This is a genomic window from Streptomyces sp. NPDC041713, from assembly GCF_055591085.1.
The window spans coordinates 85,105-107,202 of the sequence record NZ_JBVIZY010000008.1 but is presented as its reverse complement, the minus strand read 5'-3'; the positions used below and the strand labels follow the sequence as shown (position 1 = coordinate 107,202).

General features: G+C 71.1%; 13 protein-coding genes and 1 pseudogene. 1 reads left to right on the top strand and 13 read right to left on the bottom strand.

The window, feature by feature from the left end:
- Positions 1-95: 95 nt before the first annotated feature.
- The 12 genes from ACZ6CV_RS24335 to ACZ6CV_RS24280 all read right to left on the bottom strand — a co-directional run bounded on the left by ACZ6CV_RS24335 (position 96) and on the right by ACZ6CV_RS24280 (position 19,789).
- The gene (locus tag ACZ6CV_RS24335; RefSeq protein WP_469252831.1) at positions 96-2,156 is read right to left on the bottom strand and encodes a TOMM precursor leader peptide-binding protein; all 2,061 of its coding nucleotides are present in this window, start codon (positions 2,154-2,156) and stop codon (positions 96-98) included.
- Positions 2,153-2,902 (bottom strand): ABC transporter permease, encoded by a 750-nt coding sequence (locus tag ACZ6CV_RS24330; protein ID WP_469252830.1) that lies wholly within the window; start codon positions 2,900-2,902, stop codon positions 2,153-2,155. The genes ACZ6CV_RS24335 and ACZ6CV_RS24330 overlap by 4 nt, the downstream gene beginning before the upstream one ends.
- Positions 2,899-3,831, bottom strand: coding sequence for an ABC transporter ATP-binding protein (locus ACZ6CV_RS24325; protein ID WP_469252829.1), 933 nt, complete (start codon positions 3,829-3,831; stop codon positions 2,899-2,901). The genes ACZ6CV_RS24330 and ACZ6CV_RS24325 overlap by 4 nt, the downstream gene beginning before the upstream one ends.
- Positions 3,832-3,860: 29 nt before the next feature.
- Complete coding sequence (locus ACZ6CV_RS24320) at positions 3,861-5,114, bottom strand: site-2 protease family protein (RefSeq protein WP_469252828.1); 1,254 nt, start codon at positions 5,112-5,114, stop codon at positions 3,861-3,863.
- Positions 5,107-6,192 (bottom strand): lantibiotic dehydratase C-terminal domain-containing protein, encoded by a 1,086-nt coding sequence (locus tag ACZ6CV_RS24315; protein WP_469252827.1) that lies wholly within the window; start codon positions 6,190-6,192, stop codon positions 5,107-5,109. Before ACZ6CV_RS24315 ends, ACZ6CV_RS24320 begins: the two co-directional genes overlap by 8 nt.
- 1 nt (position 6,193) lies before the next feature.
- A complete protein-coding gene (locus ACZ6CV_RS24310) occupies positions 6,194-8,872 on the bottom strand; it encodes a lantibiotic dehydratase (protein ID WP_469253020.1) in 2,679 nt (892 codons plus the stop codon).
- 106 nt (positions 8,873-8,978) lie between these two features.
- Positions 8,979-10,649, bottom strand: coding sequence for a nitroreductase family protein (locus tag ACZ6CV_RS24305; protein ID WP_469252826.1), 1,671 nt, complete (start codon positions 10,647-10,649; stop codon positions 8,979-8,981).
- A 66-nt stretch (positions 10,650-10,715) separates the two neighbouring features.
- Positions 10,716-12,680, bottom strand: coding sequence for a TOMM precursor leader peptide-binding protein (locus ACZ6CV_RS24300; RefSeq protein WP_469253019.1), 1,965 nt, complete (start codon positions 12,678-12,680; stop codon positions 10,716-10,718).
- A gap of 61 nt (positions 12,681-12,741) precedes the next feature.
- Positions 12,742-15,000, bottom strand: coding sequence for a TOMM precursor leader peptide-binding protein (locus ACZ6CV_RS24295; RefSeq protein ID WP_469252825.1), 2,259 nt, complete (start codon positions 14,998-15,000; stop codon positions 12,742-12,744).
- Positions 15,001-15,043: 43 nt separating this feature from the next.
- Entirely contained in the window at positions 15,044-17,086 is a 2,043-nt protein-coding gene (locus ACZ6CV_RS24290) for an AfsR/SARP family transcriptional regulator (RefSeq protein ID WP_469252824.1), read from the bottom strand.
- A 52-nt stretch (positions 17,087-17,138) separates the two neighbouring features.
- Positions 17,139-17,909: a hypothetical protein gene (locus ACZ6CV_RS24285; RefSeq protein WP_469252823.1), complete on the bottom strand. Its 771-nt coding sequence runs from the start codon at positions 17,907-17,909 to the stop codon at positions 17,139-17,141.
- Between the two features lie 137 nt (positions 17,910-18,046).
- Entirely contained in the window at positions 18,047-19,789 is a 1,743-nt protein-coding gene (locus ACZ6CV_RS24280) for a protein kinase domain-containing protein (protein WP_469252822.1), read from the bottom strand.
- A 248-nt stretch (positions 19,790-20,037) separates the two neighbouring features.
- Between ACZ6CV_RS24280 and ACZ6CV_RS24275 the strand changes: the two are divergent.
- Positions 20,038-20,406, top strand: a pseudogene (locus ACZ6CV_RS24275) (ATP-binding protein); the annotation flags it as partial.
- A 123-nt stretch (positions 20,407-20,529) separates the two neighbouring features.
- Here the strand turns inward: ACZ6CV_RS24275 and ACZ6CV_RS24270 are convergent.
- Positions 20,530-21,249 (bottom strand): hypothetical protein, encoded by a 720-nt coding sequence (locus tag ACZ6CV_RS24270; RefSeq protein WP_469252821.1) that lies wholly within the window; start codon positions 21,247-21,249, stop codon positions 20,530-20,532.
- Between the last annotated feature and the right edge of the window lie 849 nt (positions 21,250-22,098).

Genomic DNA, 22,098 nt, shown 5'->3' with positions numbered 1-22,098 from the left:
GCCGGGCGCCCGTCCGGCGTGTTGCGGCACACCCGTCCGTACGGCATGTTCCGCCGGACGGGGCGCCGCGTACGCCCCCGGTGATCCGTTCCCGGTCAGGGGAAGGGGTGCGGTACACGACGGATCTCGGCGTCGGAGAGATCGGTTTCCCGCCACCCCGCCCGGCGAAAGGCGGAACGCAGTCGCGGCGTCCGCAGGGCACGCTGCCGGGACCATCCGAAGTCGATGGGCAGCAGCCCGGGCACGATCGTGCAGACGGTCCGCAGCCCGATGCGCTCCTGCTCCGGTGTCGTCTGGTCGACGACGACGACGTCGAACCCCGCGTCCACCAGGGCGTCGCGGCAGTGCCGTACGTCGTCGAGCAGATCCGGCCGGCCGCCGGTGCCGCCGCGCGTCCGTCCCGTCCCGTAGAGCTCCGCCATCGGCAGCGTGCGCGCGGGTGTGAGGTACTCCGGAGCGTGTCCGGCCATCTCGGGCAGCCCGAACAGCCGAGGGTGGTCGCTCAGGTTCCGGACGAGGGAGAAGTCGTTCGCCATCGCTTCGAGCGCGTCGTGCTCCTCCTGGACCTGCCCCGGAAGGTGCGGGATGTAGGTGAGGACCTCGGAGAGGGCCGCGCCGACGGCGAGTTCGGGTTCGAGCGCGGAGCCGGCGGCGAAGGAGAGCCTCCCGGGACCGCCGTCCCGGCGCGAGGCGAAGGCGGTGACCACCGGTACGGGCAGGTCGATCCGGTTGTCGAACGCGTGGATGTCGTAGCCGAGGAGCGCCGCACGGTCCACCATGCCCCGGATGACGGTGCTGTCCAGGGTGTCCAGGTCGATCCGGGGAAGTTCCGCCCGGCCGTACCAGGCGAGCAGGAAGGCGTCCCGCTCGATGAGTTCGAGGAGCCCGTGCAGCACGGCTTCCTCCAGACAGCTGCCGATGGCGCAGCCGTTGGAGCACTCGAAGACGAAGTTGTCGGCGGCGAGCCCGGCGCTGTAGTGGGCCAGCCGCGCAGGCACCAGGATCGGCCGTTCGTCCCGCAGCGAGTACCCCTGCACCCACGGGATGGCTGCCGCGGGATCGAAGGGGCTGACCATCGGGTCGTCCCGGTAGGTCTCCTCGCTGTACTCCCCGCAGTTCCTCGGGTCGAGGGCCTCGTCCGCCAGGTTGTCGTAGGAGTCCACCAGAAGCGGCCCCCTGCGGCGGCGATGGGTACCGGCGTACCGCTCGAGACCTTCGAGGAAGGCCAACCCCCTGCTGGTGGCGAAGGAGTTGGCCTGGCCGCTCCACGTCACGTCGGAGAGGCCCGCGTAGCCGCGGACGAACACGCTGCCCGCCACCGGGGAGGTGGTCGGTGACGTCACATTGATCCAGGTGCCGGCGCCGAGCGCGCCGCAGACGGGGTTGGCCAGCGCGAGGCTCGGCAGCTCGTAGGCGGTCACCGGGCGCAACCGGTAGGTGTCTTCTGCGGGCTTGGGCCGGGAGCGCAGCACGGGTTCGGTCGCCTCCGCCGCCGGGTGCAGGGGAGCGCAGGCCGGGCAGAGGGGTTCCGGCAGCAGGGGGAAGGTCCGGACCCGCAGTGTCTCCAGGTCGATCCGGGAGACCCGCGGCAGCCCCCGGTCTCCCGGTCCCCAGTGCCCGGCGACCTGCTCCGCCGGCGTGGCCGGCGCCAGGACGACGGCCTCGTACAGGTCCCACACCGCGTCCACGAGGTATCCGGGGAACAGCGGCCAGCCGGCCGGCGGTGTGCAGGGGGCCGGCTGCCGTCCCTGTGCCGCGGCGGCGTGTGGGGCGGCGAGTCGGGTCCTGCCGCCCGTCTCCAGGGCGTCCCGCTCAGAGCGGGAACGCAGCCGCTGCCAGCGCATCGCCAGGCACTGACCGCAGGCCTCGGACGCGCCACCGCCCCAGGGGCCGACGAGCACGGCCTGGGCCGTCAGATGAACGTTGGCCGCGCGGCGCAGCGCGATGTCCTGCCCTGCCGCAGTGTCGAGCGCGTCGGCCGCGCCCAGGGCCGCGACCCGGGGCGTTGGTGTGCCGGGCGGGCCGGCTGACGGGGAGGCGGCGAAACGGTCGGCCAGTGCCCGTTGCAGGGTGCGCCGGGCGGTCTCCAGTGGCGTTCTCGCGTCGTTCGCCGAGAGCGGGGGATCGGCTGCGAGAGTCGACGATTCAGTGTTCATGTTGAGTTGCTCCAGCGGAAGGTCTTGGCGGCGATCACGGAGAAGACGATCCCGAAGACGGCCAGGGCACCGCAGGACACGGCGATGCCCGCAAGGTCGTGGCGGCCGGTGAGCGCACCTGCCACCGCGTCGTTCATGGGACGCAACGGCAGGATGTGCGACACCGTCCGCATCCATGGCGGCAGGTACTCCAGGGGCAGGAACGATCCGGAGAGGAAGGCCATCGGCACCATCAGGCAGTTGGCGACCGCCGCGACCGCCTCGGGCGTGTTGGCGAGTGAGCCGATCACGGCACCGATGGCGAGGAAAACGGTGACACCAAGAATCATCACGGGGACGAGCAGCGGCCAGGGTCCGTTGATGCGCAGGCCCAGCAGAACGCCCACGGCAACGGTCAGCAGGGTCTGCCAGCCGGCGACCTGGAGTGCCACGGTGTAGCGGGCACCGAGCACGGAGCTCAACGGCGCCGGTGACATCCTGATCAGCCGCAGCAGGTCATTGTTGCGCCACTGCATGAGAGTGAAGCCCACACCGAAGACAGCGGCGTTGGCCACGCCCCACGACAGAACGCCGGAAGCGATGTTGTCGATGTACGCGCCGCCGTTCCCCGACACCTCCTGCCCCCGGTAGAGCAGCCCGAAGATGCAGAGGAAGACGAGGGGGAAGACGAAGGTGAAGAACCGCGCGGTCCAGTCGCGTGAGGCGGCGCGGGAGGTGGCCCGGGTCAGGACGGAGTAGGCGCTCATGAGGGGTCCCTCGTTCCGGTGAGTTGCAGATAGACGTCCTCGAGCGTCGTGGACCTGGTCCGGATTCCGTCCAGCCCTGCGATCTCGCCGATCTCCGCGAGAACGGGGCCGGTGCTGCGGGTCCGCAGGACCACCGCGCCGCCCTCGACGGTGACTTGCTCGACACCGGCAATGGCCTGCGCGCGTTCCACCGAGAGCCGCTCTGCCGGAACCAGGAGGCTGGTGGCGCCCGAGTGCTCGCCCACCAGGGCGTGCGGGGCTCCGAGGGCGACGACCGAGCCGTCGACGACGATGGCCACCCGGTCGCACAACGCCTCGGCCTCGTCCAGGTGGTGGGTGGTGTAGACGATGGTGCGGCCCATCGCCTTGAGCGTGCGCAGGGTTTCCCACAGGGCGCGGCGCGCCTGCGGGTCCAGTGCGGCGGTCGGTTCGTCGAGGAACACCAGCTCCGGCCCGTGGACGAGGGCGGAGGCGATGGCCAGCCGCTGGCGCTGGCCGCCGGAGAGGTCCTCGACCCGTTCCTCGGCCTTGCTCTCCAGCCCGACCAGGGACAGCGCTCCGTCAGCGGCGGTGGCCTCGCAGCCGAAGAGCCCGGCGACGGTGACCAGGTGCTCCCGGGCCGTCAGCCGGGGGAAGAAGGCGGACTTCTGCGTCTGGACCCCGATCCGCGGCAGCAGGGCCGGGTTGCGGGGCCACGGCTTCCGTCCCAGGACCGAGATCTCGCCGGAGTCCGCGATGCGCAGCCCCTCCATGATTTCGACGAGGGTGGTCTTCCCTGCGCCGTTGGGGCCGAGCACGCCGAAGAACTCGCCGCGTTCGACCTCCAGTGAGACCCGTTCGAGGGCCTGCACCTTCCCGTACCGTTTGCTGACGCCGTCGAGCATCAGGGCCGGTCCCGAAGTGGTGTCCACTCCGCTCACCTCATCCATTCGTTCCGTTGCTGCGCGGTGCTGCGGGTTCACCCGGGCTCTGCCGTCCTTCCTCGTGGCCGTGCGACCGTGGCCGCCACCATCAGTGCGAGCAGCACGGTCGGCACGACCGTGGCTGCCGCACCGAACCGGTCGGTCAGGAAGTGCCGGCACAGCAGCACCCCTCCCGTACAGGCGCCGAGGACCAGCAGCGCGGAGCCGATCGCGTAGCCCAGATAGGCGAGCCGGACAGGGCGGGGGTAGCCGGATGGGGCCGACCTGGCGATCTGTTGACGCTTCGTCAGCAATTGCAGGTACTTGCGGCTCTCGGCCGCATAGTCCGACATCCCCAGGACATGGCTGAGGATCTGGTAACCGTCCAGCGGGGGCAACGGGACCAGATTCAGCAGCGCCTGGCCGGTACCGGCCAGGAGCAGGGCCGCGGTGGCGTCGCGTACGGGGTGGCATGACGGCAGGAGAGCCCAGAGCGGGTAGAAGGGGAGCAGGAAGAGCAAGTTCGCCGCGGCGCCGGCGGCGGCGGTCGCCACCTGGTGACGGCGGCGCGGGAGATACATGTAGTTCTCGACCTCGCAGTACATGATGATCATGGGAAGCCGCCAGCGCAGACCGACCTTCGAGACGGATCCGCCGAACCAGCCGGCCACCACACCGTGCGCGAGTTCGTGCAGGGCGAGGCTCACCCAGAGCAGGACCACCACCGCTACGAGGGACGGCAGGTGCAGCACGGCCCGCAGCCCTTCCCTGCCGAGTTCGCTCCCCCGCAGGGCCATCCCGATCTCCATCGCGGAGACCAGCACCAGTGCGAGGACGAGGAAGAGCGGGGTCCGGGCGAAGCCGGTGAACCGGCGCAGGCGTTCCACGCAGGCCACCGGGTCGGCGACGAGACGAACGTCGCCCCGCAGGAGGGTGTTGCGCCGGTGCGCACCTCGGCGCCCGGCGGGCCGCACCGTCCCGCTGCCCGGCCGCCCCGGCGGCGAACCGACCAGGAGTCCGCGGCTGTGGAGCAGTCCGAGCATCCGCCGCCAGTGGGCCTGCGACAGTGCGAACCCGAACTCCCGGGCGTAAGCCTGCTCGATTTCCGCGAGACTTCGCGTCCCGTCGAGCCGCGCGATGATGAAGTGCTCCTTCACGCCGACGCGGAAGGCGCGCCCGTTGCACGGGTCCTTGAGCATGTGCACCCGGACCGCCCCACGCCGCAGGGCCGGGCTGATCAGGATGTCCGGCCGCAGGGCGGGCCGCCCGCCCGCGTACGCGACGCCCCCGGCGGGCCCGGGCTCATCCATCGCCGCCACCGGAGGCACTGGTCTCTTCCAGGGTCTCCCGGAGCGAGCGGCCGAGGATGTGCGCCAGGTACGCCTCGTCGCGGATGGTGACATGGAGCCGGTTGTTCGTCATATGCATGTACGGGGACAGCAGCCGCGGCAGCGCGGCCCGCGGGTCGGTGATCGTCCCGCCGGGGGCGCCGTCGCGCGGGGCGAAGACCAGCTCGCCGCGGAGCGCGAGAGCCGTGGCCCGCTCGCGGAGCTCCGCGCAGTGCGCTGCCCAGCCGCGCAGGAAGGACGGCAGATCCGCGGTGGCACCGTCGGCGATGCGGGTGCGGATGACCGTGAAGCGGTGGCGCAGCTGCTCGGCCATCCGGTCGTAGGTGCGGTCGTACTCCTGCGTCCCGATGAACCCGGTGTCGGGGAACGCCTCGTGCCAGAAGGTGTAGTAGCGGTCCAGGTAGTCCGCCAGCGCGTCCGGTCCGTCCACGAAGGTGGCGGCCATGACCATCATCAGCTGCGACGATGTGCCGAGCAGCACGGTCCGCAGATGGAGGTTCTTGGTGCGGAGTGCTTCGATGACCAGGTCGCTGGAGTGGCGGAAGTGCCACTCCGCGAGCTCGATCCCGGCCGGGCCGCCGTACTTGTCGAACTCGGGCTCGTACACCTCGCGGTGGCAGGTGTTGTTGGGCCGCAGCTGCATCCGGCCGTCGGCGCCGAGGAATCTGGGACGGTCGTCCTCGGGGATCTCCAGGTCGAACAGGGTGTTGTACAGCTCGTTGAGGAAACCCGGGCCGACCTCGTAGAGCGCGGGACGCGCCCGGAGGAAGCCCTCGACGGCCCGCTCCGTGCGCTCGCGCACCTCGTCGGCGGCCGCCTCGCTGACCGGCCGGAGCCGCAGACGTACGTGCGGTCCCTCCAGCCAGTAGTTGATGAAGAAGTAGCCGGCGAGCAGCCGGTCCGCCGTGAGCGAGTCCACCAGGGGTTTCACGCATTGGAGGAGGAGGGGCTGCGGATTGGCGGCGTAGAAGATGTGGAAGGCCTGCCAGGCGCCGGGCTCGCCGGTGCGCGTGGTCTGCGGCTGGTGCGTCGCTGTCATGTCAGGAAGTCCGAGTCGTGAAGGTCTCGACGGCAATCTCGGCCACATGGCGGCCGCGTCCGGAGCGGGCGGGCAGGTTGTCCTCGTCGGGGAGCATCTCCCTGAGCACCACGGTGGCCCCCGGGTCCTTGGCCAGGCTGTGGAAGGCGCCCAGCGACAGAGGGCTGTCGAAGTCGACGTACTGGGGCTTGGAGCCGCTCGCCCCTCCCTGGGTGAAGGAAGCGAACACCCGGCGGGGGATCCGGTGACCGCGACGCCAGCGGTTCCAGGCGAGGAAGGCCTCGTCCTCCGCCGTGTGGGGGGTCGGCAGGGGGAGGTCCCGGACCGTCGCCGTCCAGCTCCGTCGGCTCAGCACGATGGAGTCGTGGCGCACCCGCGGCCGGAAGGTCACCCCCCGGTCGGGCCTCCCCTCGGGCACACCGTCCCAGAGGTCGAACCGGGCACGGGAGGTGGGCGAGAGCAGGAGCAGCGTCCGCGGGATCTCGGGCAGCGCGATGGGCACCAGGTACCCGAAGTACAGCGGCACGACCGTCCGTTGCAGCCTCGTCGAGTGCAGGACGAGGCGGTCCGACTCCTCGTCGTGCCGGAGGCAGAGGTCGTCCAGGTGGATGCGGTTCTCCTCCGGCACCGAACTCGTCTCGCCCGGGCAGACGATCTCGTAGTCGGCCAGCCGCCCGTGCAGATTGAGGTTGCTGCTGACGGGGCCGCCGGTGAGTTCGGCGAACACCGTTCCCTCCGGTTGGAGTTCCCGAGCCGAACGGCGCAGTGCGTCGCTCAGCGACGGACTCCGGGCCCCGGCGTCCTCAGGGCTGCCGGCGCCGGCCGGCGGGTCGAAGCAGTGGGTGAAGCGACTGAAGGGGAAGGACAGCGCCCCGAAGGACTGGTTGAGCACCAGGAGCGGCTCCCCGTCCCGCGCGGCGGGTTGCAGGAAGTGTGTCTGTGCCGTGAATTCCGCCTTCTGGGGGCCCAGTTCAGCCGCCACTTCAGCCAGCAGGGCCGCATCGAGGAGGAGCTCGTCGTCACCGTCCTCACGACCGTCCCACGCTCGGCGCATGCCCTCGACGAAGCGTTCACGAGCCCGGTCCAAGGCGGTGATCGCGGGCAGCCCGAGCCAGTTCTCCTCGGCCAGGTGGTTGCCGTCGTCGTCGAGCCTCTTCCGGCGGGAGACCACGGTGAGGTACTGGTCGAAGAAGTCCTCGTGGAAGTCGTGGACCAGCTTCAGCAGGTCGTCGCACCGGCCGCCGCGGCCGTAGCGTGCGACGAAGAAGCCGGTGAAGGTGATGCGCTGCGCCAGGGTCAGGTCGAACGCAGGCATGGCCGCCTCCAGACGGCGCAGCGGGTCCGCGACCGCCTTCTCCCAAGCGCTGCCGGCCACCGGCACCGGCTCGTCGCCGACCCGTACGTCCTCGTACAGCAGGGTTTGCGGGAGCTCTGCGCCGCCTTCCCCGGCGGCTTCCAGAGCGGCCTCCAGTCCGCTCCTGAGGTCGGAGAGCAGCGCCCGGCGGGTCGCGGCGTCGGCCGCCGGGTAGCGGTCGATGCAGGCGATCGGCACATCGAGCGCGGCCGCGAGTTGCCGACCCCAGGGCCGGTCCAGGGCACTCACGGCGTCGCGGAAGGACGTCAGCGGATCCGGGCTGTGGACGTCGGTGTGCAGGGCGGGCACCTGCATCATGCCCAGGTCCAGCAGGGCCGCGAGATAGCGTTCGCACTCCTCCGGTTCCGCTCCCGCGTCGGTCCCGAGCCACTGCACGAGCTCCTGGTACCGCATCGTGGGACGTTCCTCGAACCGGGCGAGCATGCGTTCCAGGGTGCCGCTGCGGCGAAGGAAGAACAGTTGGTCCCGTACCGCGTCGAAGGTGACGGCCGCAGTGTCGTCGCCCGCGGCCACCCAGCGGCGGACATACCGCACGCGGTCGTCGTCGCGGACCCAGCCGGAGGCCGGTGCGAGCGGCAGATCCGCCCGCCGCACGGGGTCCGCGGCGATCCGGTCGGCGAAGCGGCCCAGCACAACGGTGTTGAGCCGCGGATGGCTGGACCAGGTGGACGGCACCTCCAGGCCGAGGGCATCGTCCGAGGTGGGCGGGGCGAACTCCCCCAATGCCACTCCGGTGAAGGTGCTGAAGGGGCTGGTCTTGCACGCGGTGCGGTAGAGGTACGCCAGCAGAGAGCGTTCGATCTTTCGTCCGCGCTTGTCCGGCCGCGCGGAATCGCTGCGGACGAAACGGTCGAGCTGGGCCTCCAGGGTCGGCGACGCCAGCAGCAGTCCGAGCCGAAGTCGCTCCTCCCCCGCCAGCACGCGCAGTTCGGCCCGGGTCGCGGTCAGTTCGCGCTCCAGCAGACCGGCGCCCTCCGCTCGCAGTTCGTCCAGGGCTCGCCGCGCGTCGAGCCAGAGCGCCACCCCGTCCGCCGCGGACGCGCTGATCAAGGTGAGAAGCGCCAGGTCCGCGTCCGGGGTGGCCGGCATCCGGTTGTTGAACAGGTCCCGCCGCAACCGCAGCAGCTCCCGGCGGGCCTGGTCGTCCGGGTGTCTGTTGACGAGGGGGTGGAGCAGCTCGCTGAGGTCCGCTCCAGCGGCGGTCAGCCGCTCCTCCTCGTCGAGCACCAGGTCCGCCCAGCGCCGGGTGTCAGGGCAGCGAAGGGCCTGCACCATCTCGATGGGCAGCCCCGCCAGGCGCAACATGCAGTGGCGGGACAGCGCCCAGGAAGCACTGCGACCCCCGGCGCCGACCGGCTCCCGGGATGCCTCGGAAACGTCGTGTGTCACTGTTCCTCTTCGGTCCATCGGCTCAGGCGATCTCGTAGCGGACGTCGGCAGCGCGCGGGTCCTCGCGGCCGATCATCGTGATCAGCAGCGGTGCCTCCCCTGTTCCGGAGAGCCGCAGCTCCTCGATGTAGGAGCAGTTGTCGAAGCCCAGGGCCACACCGCCGCCCAGGCCCAGGGCGGCGGCGACCGTGTAGAGGGTCTGCGCCAGGGCCCCAACCGTTGCGTTCACCAGCCGGTATCCGCGGTCGCCTACGGCGTCCAGCACTGCTTCCGCTCGGATGGTGGGCACGATGACGGCGCCCGCCTGCTCCAGGTTGTAGTTGGAGAGGAAGTAGTTGCGCTGGAGGAAGTCGCCCGAGTCTCCGGGGCGGATGATCCGGAGGTCGCGGTCCACGCTGTCGTAGGCGTACACGGCGGGCTCGATGTCCCGCACATGGTTGACGAAGGCGTAGACCTTCAGCAGGGTCGGACCGCCGGCACCGGTCGCGTCGCTGTCCAGCGACACCGCCGCGAGCGCGGACAGCACGGTCGACAGCTCTTCCGCCCTCATGGGCCGGCGTGCGTCGAACCGTCCGAAACTGCTGCGGCGTTCGCGCAGTGCCTGCCGAACCTCCATGCCGACGGGCAGGGGCGCGGGCAGCGACCTGCGTCCCATTCCGGCGGCAGCACTCGTCGCCGCGGCGGGGGCGAGCGCGGTGGGCTCCGGCCGGTCCGCCGCACCGTCGAGGGTCGCCTCGTGCATCCGCTGGACCGCTTCGAACCGCTGAGTCCGGCGGGAGCGCTCGCTGTCCCGATACCGGACGGTCGCCCCGGCAGGCCGGTTGTCGCCGCGGCGCGACTTCGCTGCCGGAGCAGCACGCCGCGCCGCCGGCGCCCCGGTGGGGGTGTGCCGTTGCACCGGCTCCGCCCCGCCGGTGGCTCCGGGGCCCTCCCAGGTCAGCGGGATGACCGCGAAGACCCCTTCCTCGCCGTCCGGAAATCCCAGCAGCCGCCCCAACTCGCGTTCGTCGAACCACAGAGCGGGCTCGATGCGCAGCCCGCGGGCCCGCGCCCAGAGCCGCCAGGTCTGCAGCAGGGCACCGACATCCATGCTGACGACGTGGTAGCAGAAGCTGTTGTACTTGAAGGAGTTGGTCCAGTACTTGACGCCGAGCACGAGGAACTGGTCGGTGTGCTGGGCCGCTTCCAGCCCGCCCAGTGTGTCCCGGACGATCCCGGACACATCCCCGGTCAGCAGCCGCTCCATGGCGTGATGCGTGGTGGAGTAGTGGTGCACACCGGGCGTCATCGGGCCGCCGGGCCCCGACACCCAGTAGGTGCTGACGGGGTACAGGGCTCCTCCGGAAGCGGTACCGCGGGACCAGTTGGCCTCCGTGTAGAAGGGCAGGGCGGGCAGGTCCGAGTTGCTCTGCACCCCGAGCCGACGGCCCATCAGTCCGTATGAATGGAGCAGCATGTCGCCGAGGAGCGGCAGACTGAAGCGGCTCTCCGGCATCGCGGGCGGCGGGTAGAGGCCCTGTTCCAGGGTCGCACCGGTGAGTGGTCCCGCGTCGGGCAGGGGGAAGGAATCCACCCCCGGGTAGAACTTGCCCTTGCGCGGTCGGTCGGACCAGTCCGGCTCGAACCGGGCGGGCTCCATGGGGACTCTGGCGCGCTGAAGAACAGCGGACAGATAGTCATGAGCGAATCCCATGACGTCCCTCCTTTCTCGTTCGTGGGCGGTGGATCCCTCGGCGCACGCGCCGTGCGAACCGCCGGTTCATGGGAAGGGGTGCGGAGCGGGGTTGACCTCCTCGGGTGGGAGGTCGTGGTCCCGCAGCCCCGCCTCCCGCAGGGCCGTACGCATCCGCGGCATATGGGGAGCGCGCTGCCGCCGTCGGCCGAAGTCGATGGGGATCAGGCCCGGAACGATGACGCCGACCGTGTGCAGTCCCAGATCCCGCTGCTCGGGGAGTGTCTGGTCCACGGCCACGACGTCGTAGCCCGCCCCGGTCACCCAGGAGACGCACTGCCGCAGGTCGTCCCGGAGGTCCGTGGAGACCGGCGGTACGGACCCGTTGCCGTAGAGGTCCGCCATGGACCGGCGCGGCCGGCGGGATCTGCCGGGCTCGGCCAGCAGGAAGTCCGTGTACCGCGCCATCTCCGGGAGCCCGTAGAGCAATGGATGGTCGTGCAGGACCTCGACCCGGTCGAAGTCCGCGGCCATCCGGCGCAGCCGGGCCTCGTTCTGCAGGGTCCTGTCGACCAGGTTGACCGCGTCGGTGGCGATCTCGCAGAGGGCCGAGTCGAGTGCGGACTCGGGGTCGAGGCCCGCGCCGGCGCCGAAGCACAGAGTGCCCATGCCCCGGTCCCGGCGGACGGCGACCGCGGTGACCACCGGAACCGGGAAGGTGATCCTGGTGTCGAAGAACCGGGCCTCGTAGCCGTACATGGCCAGCCGGTCCACCATCCGACGGGTGGCGGGCCGGGCGCTGGTCCGCGGATCTATCTCCGGAAGCCGCGCCTGCCCGTACCAGGAGAGGAGGAACGCGTCGCGCTCGACGACTTCCATCAGCCCGAAGTAGAGGGCCTCTTCGAGGCAGCCGCCGGAAGCGCAGCCGTTGGAGCTCTCCTGGACGAACCGGTTCTCCAGGCCGCCCGGCGCGTGATAGTACGTCAGGACTTCGGGTACGAGCACCGGTTGTTCGTCGCGCAGGGACCACCCCCACACCCAGGGGATCTCCCGGTCGGGTGAGAACGGCTTCACCTGCGGGTTGTCGCGGTGGAAGGCGTCGGAGTACAGACCGCACTCCCGCGGGTCGACCCGTGCCCGGTCGCCGAGGGCGTTCAGCGAGGCGACCACCTCGGTCCGCTTCGCCCGCGGCCGCATACCGGCAGCGCGCTCCAGCCCTTCCAGGACGCCGATCCGTGTGCTGCGGCGGAAGCTGTCGGCGTGCCCGCCCCAGAACGTCTCGCGCAGATAGTTGCCGGACCGCAGGGTGAAGCAGCCGACGGTGGCCGAGGTTGTCCTGGAGGCGACATCGTGGACGACGGAGGGCCCGAGCGCCCCGCAGACAGGGTTGGCGAAGGCATCCGCATCCAGGTCGTAGTCGTCGATCCCCCGCAGCCGGAAGGAACCGGGGGCGTGCTTCGGCGCGGCACTGAGCGTCAGACGTGCCCCCTCCGCGGTGTCCGGGACGCTGCGTCCGCACGCGGGGCACTCCGGATCGGGCACCAGTGGGTAGCTCCGTACGGTCAGCCGCTCCAGGTCGACCAGGCAGATCTCCGAGAGGGCGGCGCTCCCGGCCCCCTCCGCGCTCCCCTCCCTCGCCCCGTCCCCGCTCCCCGGCGGCGCGCTTTCGCCCGGCCCTCCCCTGCGTTCCAGGTGCGCCGCGATCAGCGCCGCGAGGGTGTCGGCGGCGAACGGGACACGGTACGGGGACGGGCCGGCAGCAGCTGTTTCCCCGCCCTGTTCCAGGGCGTCCCGCAGGGAGAACGAGCGCACCGCCTGCCATCTGCGCGCCAGACAGCGCGGACAGCCGGGGCCGCCCGAGCCAGGACGGGGCAGTGGACCCACGACGGCGTGGTGACCGTAGAGGTGGATCGCGACGGGTCGCTCCCCGGCCGGTGGTGCTGACTCGTCAGCAGGTACGGACAGTTCGTCCCGGACGCCCAGCAGGCAGATACCAGCAGCGTCCGGGACCAAGCCGTGTGCGGTCAGACTCGGGCCGAGCAGGGCGGACATACCAGCCCACGGGCCGCCTGGCGGGCCCGCCTCGGACGCTGCCGTCCGGAGCGGCAGCAGGTCAGCAGTCACGGCCGTCCTCACTGCTGAGCAGCACCCGGACGGTGGTGATCCGGCACCCGTTCAGGTCGGCGGACGTGGTCGGAACGATCCACGCGTCGCGGCCGCTCCCGTGCAGTCCTCGCAGCACCCTCCGCCACGAACCGTCGGCCGCCGACAGGTCCTCCTGTTCTCCCCCGCAGACGAGCGTGCCGGCGTCGAAGGCGGCCATCAGTGGATCACCGGTGTCGACTCGCTCCCCGTCGGGCAGTTCGCGTGCCAGCTGCACGCCCCCGAGGAGGTCGCGTACGGCACCGACCGCCGCGGCATGCGGGCTGAAGTCCGACCCGAGGGCCCATTCCCAGTGCCCGTTGTCGGCGTTCCTGGTCCGTGCCAGCAAGACGTGCGCCGAGGAACGGCCGGCCTCGCCGAGGTCCAGCAGCTCTACCTCGACTCCGAGGTTGTCCGCCGTCCGGCTCAGGAAGGTGAGTTCGGGGTCCGCCTCGGTCGGCCGGAAGGAGACCCGGCGCACCCCGCTGCCGTCGCGGACGGCCCGTTGCAGAGCGTCGTGGGACAGGGCCGAGAGCAGCCCCCGCCGGGCGGCTTCCGCGGGCGATGTGCCCGCTCCGGTCCCGGCCCGGGTGGCGGTGAACACCGCGTCGCGGTTGTACGGGCCGAAGGGGTGCACGGCGGCCGTGGGCAGCAGCGCCGGCCGCTCGGTGACCAGCGAGGTGGCCCGCATCCACGCCGATACCTCCGGAGCGGCCGACGTGGCGGCGCCCTGCGCGGTGGCCAGCGCCGGGACCTCGACACGGATCGGCGGCGCCTGTTCCGCCTCCGTCCCGGCCCGGGTCAGTACTCCGTGGGTGGGGACCACATGGTCGGCGTACAGCTCGGCCGCGGAGAGCAGCGCACGCATCCGGGCGCCCGCGACGTGGTGGACGTCGAAGGCGGCGATACGGCGCAGGGACCGGTGGCCGACCGAGAGCCGGAGTGTGCTGATCTTGAGCGGCGTCTGGGTCAGCGACTCGTCGTCGAAGGAGCGGAACACCCCCGTGCCCGGCTGCACCAGCGCGGCTCGGGCGTTCAGTTCCTCCATCACCGTCTCTGCCCCGCTGTCCTTCTCTGCGGATCCCGGCCCCGACGCGGCGGCCACGGCCGGGTCCGGTGCGCCGGGTGTCCAGGCCGAGAGGTCGGGCGACGCCGGTGCGCAGGCGCAGAAGGGGCACCGGGGATGCGGCAGCAGCGGTTCGGAGACCACATCCAGGGAGGCCATGTCCTGGATGAGAACCTGACCGGCCGTCTCCGCCCGGAGCGCTCCGCTGGCGGCCCGGAAGATCTCGTAGCCGAGCAGGTTACCGATCATGGCGGCGAGCGGTCCGCTGGGAGCGGCCCGGTCGGGCCCGGTCTCCCGGCCCAGGCAGACACTGCTCCAGACGTCCGCGGCTTCCCTGGCCCCGCCGTTGCCGCCGAGCCGCAGCAGCGCGCACGCCCAGCACCCCGCGGTGCCCCGGCCCATCGTGGGCCCCACAACGATCCGGTCCCCGAAGGTCCATGCGGGAAGCAGGGTTCGCCCCTCCGGTACGCCGGCCTCCAGCAGGGCGTGGATCCGGTGCGGGCCGCTCGGACCGCCGGTCACCACGACGGTGTCGTACCCGTCGAGGTCCGACCAGGAAAGCGGGCCGCCTGAGGTGTCGATCGTCGCCAGCTCGGCGGGGCAGGCTTCGCGGGTCAGCCGCACGGCCTCCGCCCGCACTTCGGCGAACGCGTTCTCGGGGGTGTCGATGTCCGGGAGCACCCCGACGGTGGCGCATCCGTTGCGCAGCAGGCTCACCACGCACCAGCGGGCCACCGGATCGTCGCCCAGCACGGCCACCGCGGTGTTGCGGAACTGCTGGAAGCGCCGGTGCGCGCCGTCCGCGTAGTGGTCGATGTAGGCGATCTGGGGAGCGAAGCGGCCGACCACCGCAGGGTCCATCCCTGCAGACGTGTCGTCGCCCGGGGGTACGTCGCGGGCGAACCCGTGCTCGTACAGCGTCCTCACCAGCCGGGCGACCATGCCGCGACGGTCCTCGGGAAGCCCCGCGCAGAGGTCCGCCACGCGGTTCTCACCGTCGAGGAACGGCACGATCAGGGAGGTGAACCGATAGGCAGAGGCGGCCTGTAGATGGAACCCGCCCTGGGCGTTGTGGAACAGCACGCCCCGCGGCGTCTCGGTGTAGAGCACGTCCCGCTGGATCCGCGGCCGGGTGTCGGCGACCGCTTCGTAGGCTGAAGCCATGGATTGTCACACTTCTCTCGTGGGCGGATCTCATCCGCCCGATTCAGGGACGGCGCGGGTGGACCGGCCAGGCAGTGGTCGGTCCGCTGTCCGAGCCGGCGGGGGACACATCTCTCGCCTCCGGCGGACCGATGGCCTCCGGATGGCAGGCGAAGGCACGGAGCAGACCGTGCATGGTGTAGTGGCGCGGCCCGCCTTCGAGGAGCCCGGCCTCGGCCAGGTGCTCCAGGACAGCCCCGGCAGTCCGGCTGGCGACGCCCAGTGCGGAAGCGCAGTCGTCGGCCGAGAACCGCTGCCGCGCTGACCGGGCGATCAGCAGGAACTGCTCGGCGAACCACCGGTCGAGGCGGGCCAGGGCACCGCCGAAGACATGCCGTACGGACAGCGCGGCGTCGTCCGGCAGCGAGAGCCGGGAGACCGGGTCCTGCCGGAGCCAGTCGGCGCCCTCCTCGACCGTCAGCTCCGGGCGGGTGAGCAGGAAGGCCGCCGCGATCCGCAGAGCGAGGGGGTAGTGGCCACAGACCTCCGAGAGTGCCCGTACGGCCCCCGGCTCCCGTTCTGCCCGCGTGCCGCCCAGCATCGCGGCCACCAGGGCGAAGGAGTCGTCCGGCGCGAGAGTGCCAAGACGGTGCACCCGGCAGCCGTGTCCTGCCGCGAGGCCTGCCAGCCGCAACCGGGTTGTCACGACGACGGCGCTGCCGGGTTCGGTGGGAAGGAACGGCAGCACCTGTTCCGTGCGTACGACCTCGTCGAGAAGGAGCAGCATGCCCGCGGGTACCGGTGGCAGCGACTCGTGGGCCTCTCCACCCGTTGGATGCCGAGGGCCGGTTGTGCCGGCCAGGGCCTCCCGCCAGGCGTGCGCGGCCTCGACCGTCGGAAGCGGTGCCCCGTCGTCCCGGCTCATCCGCAGCAGCACGCGGCCGCCGGGAAAGGTCTCGCGCACCCGGTGGGCCGTGTGGAGCGCGAGGGCGGTCTTGCCGATTCCCGGCGCACCCGACAGCACGACAAGAGCCGGTTCGGACTGCGTACTCGTCAGTTCCCTTGCTATCGCGCTGCTTTCAGCCTCGCGTCCGCGGAAGGAGGGGACGAGCGGCAGCGACGGCGAACGTCGGGACCGGCCCGGCGCCGGATCCGCCGGCAAGGCGGTCGGAACATGTCGGGAGAGGGCCGGGGGGCCGAGGTCGTGGCCGCGGAGGATGGCCATTTCCAGCCTCTGCAGGCGGGCGCCCGGATAGACACCGAGTTCATCCCGCAGATATTCCTTGACCCTGCGGTACTCGGTCAGCGCGTCCACCTGCCTGCCGCTGCGGTGCAGGGCCTCGATGAGCTGCTCCCAGAAGCGTTCCCGGCCGGGGTGGGAGCGGATCACCGCCCGCAGGTCGGGCAGCACTTCCAGGCAGCGTCCTGCGGAGAGTTCGAGGTCGGCCAGCCGCTCCACGACGGACAACCGCTCCTCCATGAGCTGCGGCACCTCGTCCCGGTGCAGGGCGTCCGAGGGGACGTTGGCCAGCAACGGGCCGCGCCACAGCGAGAGGGCCTCACGCAACAGACCAACCTCGTCCGGCGATGCCTTCCGGGCCTGCGCCGTGCGGACCAGGGAACGGAACCGCAGCAGGTCCAGGCTCTCCGGCACGGCCGCGATGCGGTAGCCGCCGGGGACGTACTCGATGGTGTGGTCGGCTATCCCGTAGCGGACGAAGACCCTTCGCAGCCGCCGAGTGCAGGTGTGCAGGGCCGCATTCGCCGTGGAAGGCTGACGCTCCCCCCAGATGCTCTGCCGAAGGTGGTCCGTGGACACCACACTGTTGGGATGCAGCAGGAGGGTGGCCAGTAGCGAGGTGGGCTTGGAGGGTTGGAGGACGACCTCGTCGGTGCCGTCCACGATGGCGAGCGGTCCCAGGACCCGGAAGCCGAGCGCCGGGGGCCGGCAGAGAGGGTCGTCGGCGGGGTGGTCAGGTGCATGAGTCATGAGGTCGGTCCACTTCGTGCGGTCCCGTACGTGCCGTCCCACCGTCGTCACGTCGGGCACGGAGATGTGCTTGCTGCAGGCGTCGCCCCCGCTGGGCCAGTCGTTGTCCAGGCACACCGCGTACGTCCTCGGTCGCGTCGGAGGCCAGATGGAGGAGAGCGACTGGCACCTACTCACCGCCATCGGTCCGGGCCCGCCGCGCGGGGCGGTGGCAGCTGTAGTCGAGGTCCACCGAGGCCGTGGGGCCGGGCGGGGAGGTCACTTCGAGAAGGGCACGGGCACGCAACCGGCCGTGTCCGTGGAAGGACCACGTCGTCTGCACGGAGACGGCCCTCTCCCCCTCCCGTACGGCCTCGTGCAGCGGAAGCGACTTGCTGCCGTCACTGCGCTTCCACCGATAAGTGAGCGTTCCACCACCTCCGTTGGTGCGGATCGTCCCGTGTACGGTCACCGTCTGGTCGCAGCCCGGATTCCGGATGTCGGCGGCCACTCGCACGTCGCGGACGTAGAGGCCCGCCGGGTGGCGCGGCCAGAAGTGCCATACGACGGCACCGGCGACGAGGGCTGCGACGAGATACCAACTCAGGCCGGGGAGCAGCGGTCTGCGTTCCGCCCGGCGGCGGCCGCGCCCACGGGCGCCGCGGACCGCGAGCCGCTGTCGCTCCCGGACGGCGGCGCCGTCGGGGACGCCCGGGCCGAATCCGGTCCGGGTCTCCCCGACGGTCGGTGGCCCGGTGTCGACCAGCGTCGCGGAGAGAACCCCGTGATCCGTGTGAAGGACACCAGGTGACGGTCCGTCCGCCAGATCGACCGTCCCGTTCGCCAGATCGACCGTTGGGATCTCCGCCGCACGGGCCCTCGCGAGGGGGAAGGGCTGCTCCCGGGCCAGGGTCTCCAGTTCGACCGTGACATCGAGCGAGGAGTCCGCCAGCAGGTCCAACGGCGCCGTGTCCCGCGGAAAGATCTGCAGTCGGGGGTCGAGCCGGCCGCGGCCCCCCGGCTGCGGAGCCCCCGGACCTACCGCACCGGCCCCGCTCCCCCGTCCGGCCGGGTCCACAGTGGCGTCTTCGGGCCTGTTCACCGCGGCAGGCATGCCTGGGTCCAGCCCGATCTGTACGGCCTGGCGGCCTGGGCACCGGGCGATGTGGTGGCCAGAACCCCGCGGTACGACGTGCAGTTGAGAGCGTCGAAGAAGTGCTCGACGGCGATCGTGTACCTGGTGCGTCCCTGGAGCACGAAGGTCTGCGGACCACCGTCCCGGTCGCCGGGCGCCCCCGCCGCACTGCCCTGGTACGCGTCGTACCAGTTCACCGTCAGCCTCACCGGTTCCGAGCTGTCGGTGGTGACGCTGATGGTGGCGGTGGCGCGGTTGTTGGCCCCCGCTGTGAAGCCGGTGACCCCGAGGAAGCCGACGCGGGCCTTGGGCACACTGTCGGTGGTGGGCTTCTCCGACTCCGGTGCGGGGCCCTCGGATTCCCCCTGCGGATCGGCCGACGGGCCGGTCCTGGGCTCCGCCGGGGCACCGGTGATGGTTGCGGAAGAGGTTTCTGCGGCCCCCGGATCGTCCTGGACGGTGACCGCTTCCTCAAGGGCCCCCGACGTGGTGGCGCCCGCGGTCGGGCCGCCGGTGCCCTTGGTCGGCCGCCCCGAGGCGGAACCGGATGCCGGAGGGGACTCGGCGGGCTGCGTGTCCCCCGGCCCGGCGACCTGTTCGGCGGGCTGCGGGCGGTGGCTCCCGCCGTCATGGCCCTGGGCTGCCATCGAGGCGACCGCGCCGAGACCCAGGACTGCGGAACCGGCCGCGAGACTTATCTGTATCCGCTTACCGGGCATTCTGCGCCGGCGGGCACCCGCCGTCACGGCCGAGATGCCTTCGGGCCCAGTGAGCAGCGTGGCGGAGCTGTCGGAGCCCTCAGAGCCGCCCGTGCCGGGCTCCGGGAGCAGGGCGAGGAGTGAGACCAGTGCGGCGAGGACGCGGCGCCCTCGCTCCTCCCAGTCACCGCCGCACACCGAGCGCGCCACAGGTTCGAGCTCGGCGATGAACTCCTCGGCCGACGCGGGGCGTTCACCGGGATTCTTGGCCAACCCCCGAAGGACCAGACCCCGTACCTCTTCCCGGACCCGGTCCACGGGGACCGGCGCCTCGATGTGCTGTACCGCCAGTTCGGAGACCGTCGTACTGAGGAACGGCGGTGTTCCTGTGAGGCATTCGAAGAAGGTGGCCGTCGCCGCGTACACATCGGCCTGCGGGGAGGGTGGCAGTCCCTGCCACTGCTCGGGCGGCATATAGGCGGGCGTGCCGGCAGCGTTCGCGCTGTCCCCCTGCCGCACTGCGATGCCGAAGTCCACCAGCCGGGAGATGCCGTCCTTCGTGACGAGGACGTTCCCCGGCTTGTAGTCGCGGTGTACCAGGCCCCGTTCGTGGGCCGCCGCCAGTCCCAGCAGCGACCCCTTGAGGACCGCGAAGGCAGCCTCGGCGGGCAACGGCGCATGCGTCCGCAGCATGGCCCGCAGCTCCCCGCCCTCGACCAGCTCCATCACCAGGGCGACGCCCTCGTTCGTCTCCAGGTACTCGTACAGGGCGACTACGTGCGGGGTGTCCAACCTCTCCAGCGTCCGTGCTTCCGCACGGAAGCGGGCGAGCAGTTGCCCGTCGTCGCGGGCCTCGGCACTGAGGTACTTGATGGCAACCGGAAGGCCCGTCCCTTCGTGCACGGCCTGGACCACCCGGCCGGTCCCCCCGGTCCCGAGCTCCCGGACCGGGTGGTAACCCGGTGCCGTCCACCCGGCCTCCATGTCCTTGCTCAACCGATCGTTCATCTGCGGCTCCCCCGGCCAAACTGCGTGTGCTGTGGTGTTGTGGCAGAGCTCCCGGGCGCCACGCGGCACCCTCGGGGCGTCAGGTCGTTGCCCTGTGATGTCTCATCGTGTCGATCTCATCCAGGCCTGGCATGAGTAGTGACTACGCATTTCGTCCGGGGGCGGGTTTGAACGCCGAGGCGATGGCCGCGGCCCCGCGCGGACGCCCGGGGATGTCGCCGGGATGAGCCCGAAGGGGCTCCGGCGCGATCTGCCGGCCGGCGTCGAGGGGCCCTGTGACCCAGCGCCTCGAAGGGTGTTCGTTCTGCGGCCACATCGTGGTCGCCGATGACGACCTTGCCCGGGTCGAGGCGGCCCTCGCCGCACGCGGCGAGGCCGGCATCCGGCGCAACGCTCTGTCCTTGTCCCGGCCGCATGGCGACCGCCGCTACGAGGAGTGCGGCGTGAAGCTGGGCGACGCCCAGTTCGAGCAGGCGGCCCAGCGGGAGAGGGACGGCCTGCCGGCACTGGCCGGCATGGGCGCGGAGACCGGCCTGTCCGAGGTCCTCGCACGCTACGCGGCGGACGAACTCTTCGACGAGATCAAGGAGATCGGCGTCAACGACGGTGCCGACCTGGTGGCAAGGTCACCATGTCACCGCAGGACGTCGTTGCGGCGCGCCTGCGGCCGCACCGCCCCGGGGCGGTGCGGCCGAGCGTCACCTCCTCACCGGGGCTCCCGGTTCATCGGCGCCCTCTGTTCACAAGGTGCTCTCGATGGCGACTGTCGCGGTGTCGCGACCGATCGTCAGCTTGCTCTGCGGCAGATTGCTGGCGTAGCAGCTGTACTGCGCGATGCAGAGGTTCACCGACCGGGCCATGTGCGAGTAGTAGGGCGAACCCGCACCCGTGGGGTTGAAGCCGATGGGCCCACCCACCGGAGCAAAGGTCACATCGGTCACCAGCGCCTGCGGATAGGCAACGGACGACTTCTCGGTGAAGTAGTCACTCCGGTTGTACGGGGACGCGGTGATGACGCGAGTGGCCTCCACCGTGTTGACCTGGTTCGCAGTGCACCAGGAGAAGGAGTGGTGCCATGTGTAGAGCGTGTCGCCCAGGTAACTCTTCAGCGTGAGCGGACGGTCCACGCTCCGGCACACCTCCTGGAACGCGGAGAGCCCCGCCGGACCGGCTGCGGCCGACGACCGGGAACCGGCCCCGGCCTTGCCGGACGGCGCTTCAGCCTTCTTGTAAACCGCCTTGCCCACCTCGACCGACACCGGCACCGTACGGGCCAGTTGCGGGTCGTTCTTGATGATGGCGAGATCGGCGGGCGTCGCCTTGCCGTTGACGGCATGCCGGATCGCGGTTTCGACCTCGGCACCCCCAGGCTTGTCGGCAGCCGATGCGATGCCCGGATGACCCAGGACCACCAGAGCAGCAGTGGCCGCCAAACCGGCGAAAGCAGTACTCGTCCTCATATTCCCCCCTTGGGAACTATACGGTGATCTTTATCTCTCACCGCAGTTTGATCTGATCTGACGAGAAAGATGCTCACATAGCCGGGAAAGCGGGCACGAGAGCAACCGCTACTCAACTCCTGATCACTCCGAAGTCCCCTCCCCGACCACTCACGTCCGACCCAGGGGCGGCATCGGCCGACGAGGAGGCCGAGCGCCCTCAACGAACGAAGTCTCAGCAACCAACTACCTGGGCCGGGACGGCAGCAACGCCAACCTCAACGCCTACAACGGCCTCGCTTCGTGCGGCTATTTCGCCGCAGCCATGTCGGAGTGGCGTGGTGGATGTCGACGGCAGGTGTCGGCCCCGAGCGTGCCGGGAAGACCTTCCGAGGCTTCGCCTCACCCTTCTGACCCGCCCCCGTTCCGACGTACACCCGTCTGCCAGAACCCTCCGTCCCGGACAGGCTGCCCCGGTCGCGCCCGCCCGGGACCGTCCGGCTCCCGCGCCGCGCGTACTGATCCCCCTACAGCCGCTCGTCCCGATTGACCACGCCGTCCGTTCCCATCCGCTCCGGCCCGCAGCTGCTGATGCGGTAGGCCTTCAGCTCCGTGGACCGCCCCCCGCCGTCAGCGGTCCGCGCTGGGGGCGCCCGGTCCCGCGTCCCGGGGCACCTGCGTTCCGCCTGAGACAGAGAGCGTCGACGATCAGGAATCTTGACGCTCCGCGTGGATGTGTGCGTGACTTGCACGGACTACCCAGTGGCTGGACCACTGAGCCACCATGGCGCAGAGGAGCTGATCATGTCCTTGTGCTCGGGACGATTCCCGGCATCGGGCACGCGGGGACCCCTCGCCGCAACTCGCCCC

Bases quoted from the DNA above. Each gene is read 5' to 3' on its own strand.
- ACZ6CV_RS24300 (WP_469253019.1), bottom strand. From the start codon at position 12,680: ATGTCCGCCCTGCTCGGCCCGAGTCTGACCGCACACGGCTTGGTCCCG.
- ACZ6CV_RS24280 (WP_469252822.1), bottom strand. From the start codon at position 19,789: ATGAACGATCGGTTGAGCAAGGACATGGAGGCCGGGTGGACGGCACCG.
- ACZ6CV_RS24305 (WP_469252826.1), bottom strand. From the start codon at position 10,649: ATGGGATTCGCTCATGACTATCTGTCCGCTGTTCTTCAGCGCGCCAGA.
- ACZ6CV_RS24315 (WP_469252827.1), bottom strand. From the start codon at position 6,192: ATGACAGCGACGCACCAGCCGCAGACCACGCGCACCGGCGAGCCCGGC.
- ACZ6CV_RS24335 (WP_469252831.1), bottom strand. From the start codon at position 2,156: ATGAACACTGAATCGTCGACTCTCGCAGCCGATCCCCCGCTCTCGGCG.
- ACZ6CV_RS24330 (WP_469252830.1), bottom strand. From the start codon at position 2,902: ATGAGCGCCTACTCCGTCCTGACCCGGGCCACCTCCCGCGCCGCCTCA.
- ACZ6CV_RS24310 (WP_469253020.1), bottom strand. From the start codon at position 8,872: ATGTTGCGCCTGGCGGGGCTGCCCATCGAGATGGTGCAGGCCCTTCGC.
- ACZ6CV_RS24320 (WP_469252828.1), bottom strand. From the start codon at position 5,114: ATGGATGAGCCCGGGCCCGCCGGGGGCGTCGCGTACGCGGGCGGGCGG.
- ACZ6CV_RS24270 (WP_469252821.1), bottom strand. From the start codon at position 21,249: ATGAGGACGAGTACTGCTTTCGCCGGTTTGGCGGCCACTGCTGCTCTG.
- ACZ6CV_RS24295 (WP_469252825.1), bottom strand. From the start codon at position 15,000: ATGGCTTCAGCCTACGAAGCGGTCGCCGACACCCGGCCGCGGATCCAG.
- ACZ6CV_RS24325 (WP_469252829.1), bottom strand. From the start codon at position 3,831: ATGGATGAGGTGAGCGGAGTGGACACCACTTCGGGACCGGCCCTGATG.